Here is a 12,269-nt window from a genome sequence, read left to right as displayed (position 1 = left end):
AGGGCTTGCAAATTTATTTCAAATATCTGCCTTCAACGGGGAATATCAATGTATGAATCCTTGAATCCCAGAAAGTAAAGTACGCCATCTAAGCCGATGGTGTTGATGGATTGCTTGGCATTGGCAACTACTTTGGGCTTTGCATGGAAAGCAATTCCAAGGCCGGCAATTCCCAGCATGGGCAGGTCGTTGGCACCGTCGCCCACAGCAATAGTCTGTGCAATATCCACTTTCTCCACCTGGGCTATCAAACGCAGTAATTCCGCCTTACGCTTACCGTCTACTACATCACCGAGATAGCGACCGGTCAGTTTACCATCTTCTATTTCCAGCTCGTTGGCATACACATAGTCTATACTGTACTTCTTCTGGAGGTATTGCCCGAAGTAGGTAAAACCTCCAGAAAGAATAGCTATCTTATAGCCGTATTTTTTCAAAACATACATCAGGCGATCCACACCTTCCGTAATGGGAAGGTTCTCTGCAATCTCCTGCATCACAGATTCATCCAATCCTTTCAACAAAGCCACTCGTTCGCGAAAACTCTCAATGAAATCTATCTCACCACGCATGGCACGTTCGGTAATAGCCTTTACCTGGTCACCCACACCTGCACGTATGGCCAGTTCGTCAATCACTTCGGTTTCAATCAGCGTAGAGTCCATATCGAAGCAAATGAGGCGGCGCATTCGGCGGTACATGTTGTCCAACTGGAAAGAGAAATCCATTTCCAGCTCTGTTGCCAGTTTCATCAACTGCTCTTGCATGGCAATACGGTCTTTCGGAGTGCCGCGAACGGAAAACTCGATGCAGGCACGCGTATGTGATTCGCACTCGTCCAGCGGGATACGTCCTGTAAGGCGCTTGATGGCATCGATATTCATGCCTTGCTCTGCAAGAATACGGGTAACGGAGGATATTTGACGGGCAGACAACTTACGCCCCAATAAAGTAAGAATATAGCGGTTCTTTCCCTGCATATTCACCCAATTCTCGTACTCTTTGGCAGTAATGGGGTAGAAACGGACAGTCACTCCCAAGGAGGAAGCCTTGAAAAGCAGTTCTTTCATAATAAACCCAGAGTGTTGTTCTTCCGTCTTGCACAAAATGCCCAATGAAAGGGTATTGTGAATGTCTGCCTGGCCGATATCCAGAATGGTAGCGTCATATTTAGCCAGAATTTCTGTCACGGAAGCTGTCAGTCCTGGACGGTCTTCACCCGTAATACGTATCAGGATAAGTTCAGTGTTCAATGGTTGCATAAGTCATCTTTTTGATAGAATAATAGGCTACAAAAGTAAGGAAAATTCCCGCTATTTATGCTAAATAACATAAAAATGTACCCCTAAAAAGTGAGAAAAATGCTTGTTTATTTGGAAGTTTGTTTAAGAATTACTTACCTTTGCAACCGATTTCAGAATTAAAAGCTTTGAATATCAATGGGTTCCTTCCCATTTCAAGCTTTGAGAAGACGATGTTCCGGGAAGAAATCACTGTTGAAGGACAGTCCCGGATAGTATTAACCAAAACCGTGCCGCATGAAATATGCAAAATGGATTTTTGTTGTATTACTAATAAGTTCCTTGACTTCTTTTGTAGAAAAAGACAAACCTACCGGAGGTTTGAATGTGGGTGACATGGCCCCGGATTTTAAAATCCAATCCATGTCGGCAGAGCAATCCCAAACCGACCTTTCCGATTTGAAAGGAAAGTATGTGTTGCTCAGCTTTTGGGCAAGTTACGACGCGCAATCCCGGATGCAGAACGCAAGTTTGAGCAATGCGCTTCGCTCTACTACCCACAAGAATGTGAAGATGGTTTCAGTTTCATTCGATGAGTATCAGTCAATCTTTGAGGAAACCATCCGTAAGGACCAAATAGTTACGCCCACTTGTTTCGTGGAAACTAAAGGCGAATATTCCGGCCTCTTCAAGAAGTATCGCTTGGGCCGCGGATTTACTAACTATTTACTGGATGATAATGGTGTAATTATTGCCAAAAACATCTCTGCTGCAGAACTTTCCGCTTACTTGAATTAAGCTTGTCGATGCTCGGTGCATACGACAGCGACTTAAAGAACCTGTAAGATGAAAGTGAGGGTTGTTCCCCGAAACCCGGCATCTCTTTCCGGCAAAAAGGGGAACAGAACAAAAGAGGAAATGAATACAACAAAAAACCCCTCCCGCACTTGCACAACGCAAGAGTGGGAGGGGATTCTTATTTTATGGCTTTCCGAAGGCAAGCATCCTAAACCTCTACTTTAGTATGCTAAACCTTAATTTGAGCAGGCTAAAGCAGAGGTTTGGAATACTTATTTCGGTGCTTTCCTATATAGATAGAATGCAATGAAGGCATACATTACGTTCGGTATCCACACTGCGATGACCGGAGGCATATTGCCGTTCACGGCAAATGTGGAAGCAATGGTCTGAAACAGAATATAAGAGAAACTCAATGCCAGACCGATACCCAAATGCAATCCCATTCCGCCTTTCGTTTTCTTGGAAGACAAAGACACTCCAATCAACGTCAGGATAAAGGAAGCGAATGACATGGCAATACGCTTGTGGTACTCTATCTCAAATTCCTTGATGTTGGCAAAGCCGCGCTGCCGCTGCCTGCTGATGTACTCGCTCAGCTGAGGGTTGGTCAACATCTCCTGCTGGTTCTTCATAATCAGGAAGTCGGCAGGCTCCATGAACAGAGTGGTATCTATGCGGTCTCCTTTTATGATACTCTCTTTCATGCCATCCATCTGGCGAATCATATAATCCTTGATTTTCCACTTATGTACGGCCGTCGTGTCGTAAGTAATGGAACGGGCCGTCAGGTGGGAGACCAGTTGCTTGTCGTTGAACTTGTCCAAAGAAAAACGATAGCCGGTCTTGCTGTAGTCTTCAAAACGTTCGATATAGGCAATTACTCCCGAATCCACTTCCAGCTGGATATTCCGTGCCGTATTCGCCTTGCGGGGTTTGTAGTACTTGTCCTCAAAATTAATACGTGTCACACTGCCTTTGGGAATGACATAAGACCCGAGGCAGAATGTCACTACCGCAATGATTGCCGCAGACACCATGTAAGGACGCAGCATACGCTTGAAACTCATTCCCGTAGAGAACATGGCGATGATTTCCGAGTTCTCCGCCAATTTGGAAGTAAAGAAGATTACGGCAATAAACACAAACAGCGGACTGAACAGATTGGCAAAGTAGGGGATGAAGTTCAAGTAATAATCAAAGACAATCGCGTTCCACGGTGCTTCATGAGACATAAAACGGTCCATCTTATCGTTGAAGTCGAACACCACCGCAATAGAGATAATCAACGCAATGGCAAAAACATACGTACCCAGAAACTTCTTAATGATGTACCAGTCCAGCCGCTTCAGGAATTTACCTCTCGGCAGCTTTACATTCTTCCATATCCTCCAGTTCTTTCTTCTCATAATCTTGTCGATACGCGTTTCACCATCATTGGTTTCCAGGTAGCAAAGTCGCCTGCAATGATATGCTTGCGTGCTTCGCCCGCCAGCCATAGGTAGAAGGCCAAGTTGTGGATGGATGCTATCTGCATGGCAAGCAACTCCTGTGCATGGAACAGATGGCGCAAGTACGCCTTGCTGTACATGGTATCTACGTAGGAGGCACCGTCTGCTTCAATGGGAGAGAAATCCATTTCCCATTTTTTGTTGCGCATGTTCATGATGCCGTCCTTGGTAAATAACATGCCGTTGCGTCCGTTTCGGGTAGGCATCACACAGTCGAACATGTCGACACCGCGTTCAATGCCTTCCAGGATGTTTACCGGAGTCCCGACTCCCATCAGATAGCGAGGCTTGTCTTTGGGAAGAATCCCGTTCACCAACTCAATCATCTCGTACATCTTGTCTACAGGCTCGCCCACAGCCAGACCACCAATGGCATTGCCGTCAGCACCTTTGGAGGCAACAAACTCTGCCGACTGCTCACGGAGGTCGCGATAAACGCAACCCTGCACAATGGGAAATAAGGATTGCTGATAACCGTACTTCGGTTCTGTTTCGTTGAAACGCTTGATACAGCGGTCTAGCCAGCGATGCGTCAATCCCAGTGATTTTTTGGCATATTCGTAGTCCGAATCCCCCGGAGGACATTCGTCAAAGGCCATCATGATGTCTGCACCGATAGTACGTTCTATATCCATCACTTTCTCCGGTGTAAAGACATGCTTGCTGCCGTCAATATGCGAACGGAATTCCGCACCTTCTTCACGCAACTTGCGGATACCGGACAACGAAAATACCTGGAAGCCGCCACTGTCTGTCAACATAGGACGGTCAAAGCCGTTGAACTTATGCAGTCCACCGGCTTTCTCTATCACTTCCAGTCCCGGACGCAGATAAAGATGATAGGTATTACCCAATATTATCTGCGCCTTTATGTCCTCTTTCAGTTCAGGCAGATGCACGCCTTTCACTGTTCCCACTGTACCTACCGGCATAAAGATAGGTGTCTCAATCTGCCCGTGGTCAGTAGTAATCAGTCCGGCACGTGCATTGGTCTTGCTGTCTGTATATTGTAACTCAAATGTCATTTCTCTTGCTTTTCAGTCTTTTCTTTCTTTACGGACAAGTCGATGGCATCGGCTACTTTTTCATCAGTCAGCGCAATGGCAAACACTTCCTTAATATCTTTCACATAGTGGAAAGTCAGTCCTTTCAGATATATATCCTGTATCTCTTCTATATTCTTGCGGTTTTCGTCGCTTAAGATAATCTCCTTGATGCCTGCACGCTTGGCTGCCAGTATCTTCTCCTTGATGCCTCCTACCGGAAGTACCTTACCGCGAAGTGTTATCTCTCCCGTCATAGCAAGATTGGCCTTCACCTTTTTCTGGGTGAGGGCAGAAGCGAGGGAGGTAGCCATCGTGATACCGGCAGACGGACCGTCTTTCGGAATGGCGCCTTCGGGCACATGGACATGGATGTTCCAGTTATCAAAAACCTCTTCGTCAAGATTCAGCAAGGAAGCATGCGCCTTGATGTATTCCAGTGCCAGCATGGCCGACTCTTTCATTACATCACCCAAATTACCGGTCAGTGTCAAACGTCCGCCCTTACCACGGCTCAGGCTAGTTTCCACGAAAAGTATCTCACCACCTACGGCAGTCCACGCCAGACCGGTCACTACTCCTGCGTACTCATTGCCCTGATACTTATCACGGGTATATTCAGGCGCACCCAGGAATTCGTACAAGTCTCCCGGTTTGATTTCGGTCTTCGCAAAATAACCGTCCGTAGCATATTGGCGTGCAGATTTACGGAGTATCTTTCCGATTTTCTTTTCCAGTTCGCGCACACCGCTCTCACGAGTATAATTCTCTATAATGGCTTCCAGCGTGTTCTTCGGAATCTTGATATCATTCTTTTTCATACCGTTTGCCTCCAATTCCTTCGGAACCAGATGGCGGCGGGCAATCTCAATCTTTTCTTCCGTGATATAGCCGCTTACTTCAATCAGCTCCATACGGTCCAACAACGGTCCGGGGATGGTATTCAGATTGTTGGCAGTAGCGACGAACATCACTTTGGACAAATCATAGTCCACGTCCAAAAAGTTATCATGAAATGTAGTGTTCTGTTCCGGGTCAAGCACTTCGAGGAGGGCAGAGGAGGGGTCTCCCTGGCGGTCGGCACTCACCTTGTCTATTTCGTCCAGGATAAATACCGGATTGGAGGAGCCTGCCTTTATCAGATTCTTGATAATCCGTCCTGGCATGGCACCGATATAGGTTTTGCGATGACCGCGAATCTCGGCTTCATCATGCACGCCACCCAACGACATACGGATGTACTTACGCTTCAAAGCAGCAGCAATGGAACGACCCAAAGAGGTTTTTCCTACACCCGGAGGGCCATATAGGCAGATGATGGGAGATTTCATATCGCCCTTCAACTTCAATACGGCCAGGTGTTCCAGAATGCGTTCTTTCACTTTCTCCAAACCATAATGGTCTTTATTCAGTGTCTTTTCCGCATTGGCAAGATTCAGATTATCAGCTGTATAAATACCCCATGGCAAGCTAAGCATCGTCTGCAGATAATTCAGCTGCACGCTGTAGTCGGGAGACTGGGGATGGGTGCGTTCCAACTTATCCACCTCTTTTAAGAAAGAGGCCTTCACCTCTTCATTCCATTTGACTGTCTCCGCTTTCTTGCGCATTTCCTCTATCTCCTGCTCCTGACCGCCACCACCCAGTTCGTCTTGAATGGTTTTAATCTGCTGCTGCAGGAAATACTCACGCTGTTGTTGGTCTATATCCTCGCGTGCACGCATCTGGATAGACTCTTTGATTTCGGCAAGCTGAACTTCACGATTCAGAATCTCGAGCAGGCGATAGGTACGCGCCCGCAAAGAGTCGATACGGAGCAATTCTATCTTTTCGTCTTTCTTGAGCGGGAGGTTCGTACAGATAAAGTCTACCAAAAACATGGGATTGGTGATGTTCTTGATGGCAAATGCCGAATCTTGAGGAAACATATCGGAGGACTTGATGTAGCGTACGGTCAAGTCCTTGCATGCCTCTACCAATGCATGAAACTCCTTGTCATTCTTGTCCGGAAGTTCTTCATTCAGCGTAGCTATCCGTCCCCTCAGATAAGGAGTCGTATTCGTAATCTCCTTCAGTTCCATACGTTTGGAGCCTTGCAGGATGACAGTAGTCGTCTGGTCTGGCATTTCAAGCACGCGTACTATCTTGGCAACCGTACCGATAGTATGCAAATCATCAAGCATAGGTGTTTCTGTTTCAGCCACCTTTTGGCATACAACAGCTATATAAGATTTTTTCTTTTCTGCTTCACGCACCAATTTAAGGGAAGATGTTCTTCCTACAGATACCGGCATAAACACCCCAGGGAACAATACCATATTTCGAAGAGGCAATATTGGTAAGACCTCTTCTACCTCAATGTCCATCAATTGTTCCTCATTCCCCTCAAAATCAGCAATTACAGAGAAAGCGTTTCCGTTTCTATCTTCGACATCACTCAGGTAATTTCTTTTTTTCATTTCTTTCTTTTTAGTTTATGTCATATTGGCAGGCCAATAAAGCGCCCGCAAAGTTAAGCTATTTCTTCATAAATAGACGTTCTCATCCTTTAAAAAGACAAAAACAGTGCCAATTTTGTGACAAATATGCAGGCTTTGATTATTTTTGAGCCCAATTAAAGAAGATAAACATGACGAAATCATCTTTCAAGTTCAAACAATTTACCATATTTCATGACAAATGCGCCATGAAGGTAGGCACGGATGGCGTACTTCTCGGAACATGGGCACCGGCAGATGGTGCTGAGCGCATACTGGATGTGGGGACTGGTACCGGATTAATAGCCTTACAGTTAGCGCAAAGAAATCCGCATGCCCGGATTACCGCAATCGAGATAGATGCAACGGCAGCCGGACAAGCTGCCGAAAATGTATCACGCTCTCCGTGGACTGATAGGGTAGAAGTCGTATGTTGTGATTTCCGAGATTATCAGCCTGAAAACAGATTTGACCTCATCGTTTCCAACCCTCCCTATTTTATAGATGCCCTAAAATGTCCTGATGAACAAAGGTGCACAGCACGGCATGCGGGCAATTTGAATTACGACCTGCTGTTCCGTCGTTCGGCATCTCTGCTTAAAGAGCAAGGAGTCGTAAGCATTATTATTCCGGCGGAAGCTGAAAAAACGGTTGTGGATACAGCTTGGAACCATAAGTTGTTTCCATTGCATCGTGTGCAAGTCTTCACCAAACCCGAAAAACCGTGCAGACGGGTATTGCTGAACTTTGGTTTTGAAGCAAAAAAGTGTAGAGAAGAGAAACTCTGTATTGAGATGAATCACAATGAGTTTACTCCTGAATATGTAGCTTTAACGAAAGATTTCTATCTGAAAATGTAATTTTAATTGCATAAAACTTGCCTAAATGTTTGGTTGGTATCAGAATTGTTTTTACCTTTGCACTCGCTTTTCAGAAGTAAAGCATTCGGGGTGTAGCGCAGTCCGGTTAGCGCACCTGCTTTGGGAGCAGGGGGTCGTGGGTTCGAATCCCGCTACCCCGACAAAACAAGAGGCATCTACAATAAAATGTAGGTGCCTCTTGTTATTTTCTCCTTTCTATCCAAACAGCAACGTAAAGCAGCTCCCTTTTCCCACGGCAGACTGCACTGTGATATTTCCGCCGTGCCGGTTCATTACTTGTTTACACAAACTAAGCCCGATGCCCGAACCGGAGGGCTTGGTGGTGAAGAACGGTACAAAAATCTTATCCTGCACTTCCGGTAAGATGCCTTCACCATTGTCGCTGACAGTGATAAGGCATTGCCACGAGAGGGCGGGTAACATCTTCACTTCTATCTGGGGATGCTCTTTCCTGCTACACGCTTCTTTGGCATTTTTAATCAGATTAATCAATACTTGTTCTATCTGTGCCCGGTCTATCTGGAGTATGCGGTCGGTTTCCGGAAGTTCTATCCGGATATACTCTTCCGAAAACAACTTCTGCAAATCCTGCAACAGCTCGCGGACAGCGACCGGATGACGGACGGGGGCGGGAAGTCTTGTCAGCTTCCGGTAATTCTCCACAAACTCCAGCAAGCCCTTACTACGGCGGTGAATGGTCTGTATTCCCTGCCGCATGGCGGGATAGTTCTTTTCCGACATTTCCCGCTCGCTCAAGGTTTCGGAGAGGGAGATGATGGGAGTAATCGAATTCATTATTTCGTGCGTCAGCACACGTATCAGCTTTTGCCACGCCTCCATCTCATTGCGTTCCAGCACGCGGGTACGGAAATTCTTCATTGCTTCGGAAAGCTCGTCCACCATATCCTCCATAGAACGGTTCTTGTAGGGAGAACGGAACGACAGCATCATGTCGTCATAGCGCAGGCTCTCTGCCAGATGGCGCATCATGCGCACCTGCATCATCTGCAAACGGTACAGATGGGCGCCAATCGCCAGCAATATCAAGAAAACCATCAGCGCACTGAACCACAGTCCGGCATCCACCAGCAGATAAACGCCGACCGAAAGGAAGGCTATGCCGATGATGTGCAGTGCCACAATCAATGAATATTGTTTCATAAGCCTAATTTTTCAAGTTTCCGGTACAAGGCAAAGCGGGTAATGCCCAGGTATTCGGCGGCACGGGTCACATTTCCCTCGCTGAGCCGCATGGCACGTTCCACCGCCTGCCGTTCCAATTGTTCCAGGTTGAGGACTTCTTCTTCCTTCTTCTGGCGGGAAGCCGAAGCTTGGAACATAAAATTCTCCGGACGAAGTAAAGAGCCGTCTCCCAGTATCACGGCACGTTCCATGGTATGCTGTAATTCGCGTACATTACCCGGCCAGGCGTATTTCAGCAACTTGTTCTTCGCCTCACGGGTCAGCCCACGCATCTCTTTCTGATATTTGCGAGCATAGCGTTGCAGGAAATGCTCTGCCAGCAGGAGGATGTCGTTTCCACGTTCTCGCAGAGGAGGGATATGGAGTTCGATGGTATTGATGCGATACAGCAGGTCTTGGCGGAAGTCTCCTTCGTCCACCAACCGACGGATGTCTGCATTGGTGGCGCAGATGAGCCGCACATCAATGGGCGTAGCCTGCGTACTTCCCAAACGACTGATACAACGCTTTTCGATGGCAGTCAGCAGTTTGGCTTGCATGGGCAGAGAAAGATTACCTATCTCGTCCAGAAAAAGCGTACCGCCGGTTGCCACTTCCATACGTCCGGCTTTCGCTTTCCGCGCATCGGTGAATGCGCCTTTTTCGTAACCGAACAACTCGCTTTCGAACAACTGTTCGGGGATACTGCCGAGGTCTATCGTAACAAACGGCTTTCCATAGCGGGGAGAATTGCGGTAAAGCAGGCGGGCAATCACATCCTTTCCGGTTCCATTCTCACCCAATATAAGTATGTTGGCATCCGTATCGCGCAACTTCTCCATGGTAGAGAAGACTTGCTGCATGACAAGAGAATCACCGATAATAACCTTTTCGGAGCCTCCCGCTGTGGCATTGCTCAGAACTTCCACCTGCTCCTTCAGCAGATTTATCTCAGTCCGCGAACGACGCAGCTTCATGCCCGAAGAAAGGGTCGCCAACAATTTCTCTTTCTCCCACGGCTTGGGAATGAAATCCGTAGCCCCCGCTTTGATGGCACGCACTGCTTTGTCCGTATCCGCGTAGGCAGTCATGAAGATGACCACTGCTTGCGGGTCGATACTGAGAATCTGCTTCAAACTGTCGAAACCTTCCTGGCCGCTGATGGCATCACGGCTGAAATTCATATCCAGCAGAATAATGTCGGGACGGAAAGTGGTCATAAAATGCTCGATGCGGTCGGGGGTCACTGCCACCTTTATCTTCTCGGCGTAGGGTTCGAGAAGAAGGTTCAATGCAAAAAGCACATCCTCGTTATCATCTACAATCAATATTTTACCAAACTGCTCCATATCTGTTTTCTTTTTGTGTAGGCAATGCAGGCAAGACCTGTACAATCCCACATCTCTTGTATGGGCAAAGATAAGTATAATATTCATGTGTTGTGTGTGCATTATCGCACTATTTTTGTGCGTAACTGCACACGTTTGGAGAGCCTCTAATCATATCAAACACCTATAATACAATATCTTATGCTTATGGCATAGAATTTGAACTTTATAGAGTAAAGAAAACAACTATGCACCGGAATATATTTTTATTGCTTATTACATTCAGTCTGACGTCGAGCGCCATTAGCCAAGAGCACACGCTGGTGCTGACTTTGGAAGAAACCATCGAGCAGGCACGCCGGCAGTCACCCGACGCCCAGAATGCCCGCCATAGCTTCCGCTCCGCCTATTGGAACTACAAATACTACTGTGCCAACTACTTGCCGGCGCTCAAACTCACTTCCAATCCTTATCTGGACCGCGCCATCAATAAGGTGACCCAAAGCGATGGTAACGTCAAGTTCATAGAGCAGAACCTGCTGAGCACCGACCTGACACTGAGCCTGACACAGAACGTGCCGTGGACTGGGGGAACCTTTTTCATTGAAACAACTGCACAGCGTCTCGACCTTTTCAGCAGTGACACCTATTCCTGGCAGACTTCACCCGTCAACATCGGATACAGCCAGTCCTTGTTTGGCTACAACAGCCTGAAGTGGGACCGGCGCATCGAACCTATCCGTTATCGCGAAGCCAAGAAAACCTACGTGGAAACCCTTGAGCTTGTTGCCGCCAATGCCACAGAGAAGTTCTTCAACCTGGCCAAAGCACAAAGCAACTACGAAATAGCCAACGCCAACTACGCCAATGCCGACACCTTATATATATATGCGCAAGGACGATATAACATCGGCACCATTAGCGAAAACGAAATGTTGCAACTCGAACTCAACAAACTGACCGAAGAAACCAACTGCATGAATGCCCGCATCGAAGTAGAGAACTGCATGCAGGAGCTCCGTTCCTACCTCGGCATCCAAGAAGACCTCCTTATGAAAGTGAGGGTAGATAACCGTGTGCCCGACCTGCACGTCGACCTGGATGCTGCGCTGATGCTTGCCAACGAAAACAGCCCGGAGATACAGAACATGCTGCGCCGCAAGGTGGAAAGCGAGAGTGCCGTGTCGCGCGCCAAGGCCAATGCCGGACTGAAAGCAGACATCTACCTGCGCTTCGGTTTGACACAAACTGCCGACAAGCTGAAAGATTCCTACCGGAATCCACTGGACCAGCAGTACGTCAGCTTGGGCATTACCCTCCCCATCTTGGACTGGGGGCGCGGAAGGGGACAAGTACGCGTGGCCCGTTCCAACCGCGACCTTGTCTACACGCAGGTAGAGCAGGACAAAACGGATTTCGATTTGAACGTACGGAAACTCGTGAAGCAATTCAACCTGCAGGCGCAACGAGTAAACATAGCCGCCCGCACGGACTATACAGCCCAACGGCGTGCCGAAGTAGCCCGCAAGCTCTATCTACTCGGCAAGTCCTCGGTACTTGACCTCAATGCTTCGATTGCAGAAAAAGATACGGCACGGAGAAATTATGTCACGACTCTATACAATTACTGGAGCCTGTATTATACATTGCGGAGTCTGACGCTTTATGATTTTGAAAACAACAAGCCATTATCGGAAGACTTGGATAAGATTGTGGATAATCAATATTATTTTGATAATAAGTCGATAACGAGTGCCAAACGATGAAACCTGCATTATCTAAATCCGAGAGTGGCGATGACAACAGAC

The 12,269-nt window shown here is 47.3% G+C and carries 9 protein-coding genes and 1 tRNA gene; 4 read left to right on the top strand and 6 right to left on the bottom strand.

Features of this window, described 5'->3' with window-relative positions; all coding sequences use genetic code 11:
• Nucleotides 1-32: 32 nt before the first annotated feature.
• The gene (gene serB, locus E5355_RS09260) at nt 33-1,262 is read right to left on the bottom strand and encodes a phosphoserine phosphatase SerB (protein ID WP_136010139.1); all 1,230 of its coding nucleotides are present in this window, start codon (nt 1,260-1,262) and stop codon (nt 33-35) included.
• Between the two features lie 276 nt (nt 1,263-1,538).
• Between serB and E5355_RS09250 the strand changes: the two genes are divergently transcribed.
• Nucleotides 1,539-2,039, top strand: coding sequence for a TlpA family protein disulfide reductase (locus tag E5355_RS09250; protein ID WP_136010137.1), 501 nt, complete (start codon nt 1,539-1,541; stop codon nt 2,037-2,039).
• A 272-nt stretch (nt 2,040-2,311) separates the two neighbouring features.
• On the opposite strand, the gene E5355_RS09245 is transcribed toward E5355_RS09250, so the two are convergent.
• Genes E5355_RS09245 through lon form a run of 3 tightly spaced genes read right to left on the bottom strand, consistent with a single transcriptional unit; the run spans nt 2,312 to nt 7,052 of the window.
• Nucleotides 2,312-3,448, bottom strand: a complete 1,137-nt coding sequence (locus E5355_RS09245; RefSeq protein WP_136010136.1) for an LptF/LptG family permease — start codon at nt 3,446-3,448, stop codon at nt 2,312-2,314.
• Entirely contained in the window at nt 3,445-4,575 is a 1,131-nt protein-coding gene (gene tgt, locus E5355_RS09240) for a tRNA guanosine(34) transglycosylase Tgt (RefSeq protein ID WP_136010135.1), read from the bottom strand. Before tgt ends, E5355_RS09245 begins: the two co-directional genes overlap by 4 nt.
• Nucleotides 4,572-7,052 carry an endopeptidase La gene (gene lon / locus E5355_RS09235; RefSeq protein WP_136010134.1) on the bottom strand — a complete coding sequence of 827 codons (2,481 nt, stop codon included), beginning with the start codon at nt 7,050-7,052 and terminating at the stop codon, nt 4,572-4,574. The genes tgt and lon overlap by 4 nt, the downstream gene beginning before the upstream one ends.
• A gap of 170 nt (nt 7,053-7,222) precedes the next feature.
• On the opposite strand from lon, the gene E5355_RS09230 reads away from it, so the two are divergent.
• Both E5355_RS09230 and E5355_RS09225 read left to right on the top strand, forming a co-directional pair.
• Entirely contained in the window at nt 7,223-7,930 is a 708-nt protein-coding gene (locus E5355_RS09230; protein WP_136010133.1) for a tRNA1(Val) (adenine(37)-N6)-methyltransferase, read from the top strand.
• Nucleotides 7,931-8,016: 86 nt separating this feature from the next.
• A tRNA-Pro gene (locus E5355_RS09225) sits at nt 8,017-8,091 on the top strand.
• Nucleotides 8,092-8,146: 55 nt separating this feature from the next.
• On the opposite strand, the gene E5355_RS09220 is transcribed toward E5355_RS09225, so the two are convergent.
• Together E5355_RS09220 and E5355_RS09215 are read right to left on the bottom strand one after the other, a co-directional pair.
• Nucleotides 8,147-9,112 (bottom strand): sensor histidine kinase, encoded by a 966-nt coding sequence (locus E5355_RS09220; protein WP_136010132.1) that lies wholly within the window; start codon nt 9,110-9,112, stop codon nt 8,147-8,149.
• On the bottom strand, nt 9,109-10,482 hold the full coding sequence (locus E5355_RS09215) for a sigma-54-dependent transcriptional regulator (RefSeq protein WP_136010131.1): 1,374 nt from the start codon (nt 10,480-10,482) through the stop codon (nt 9,109-9,111). Before E5355_RS09215 ends, E5355_RS09220 begins: the two co-directional genes overlap by 4 nt.
• 227 nt (nt 10,483-10,709) lie before the next feature.
• Between E5355_RS09215 and E5355_RS09210 the strand changes: the two genes are divergently transcribed.
• Nucleotides 10,710-12,227: a TolC family protein gene (locus tag E5355_RS09210; protein ID WP_136010130.1), complete on the top strand. Its 1,518-nt coding sequence runs from the start codon at nt 10,710-10,712 to the stop codon at nt 12,225-12,227.
• The last annotated feature ends 42 nt before the right edge of the window (nt 12,228-12,269 follow it).

This window comes from Bacteroides muris (ex Afrizal et al. 2022) (genome assembly GCF_004793475.1).
Taxonomy (GTDB): domain Bacteria; phylum Bacteroidota; class Bacteroidia; order Bacteroidales; family Bacteroidaceae; genus Bacteroides; species Bacteroides muris.
The sequence above is the reverse complement of the archived record's forward strand: the minus strand, read 5'-3'. Positions and strand labels throughout refer to the sequence as shown.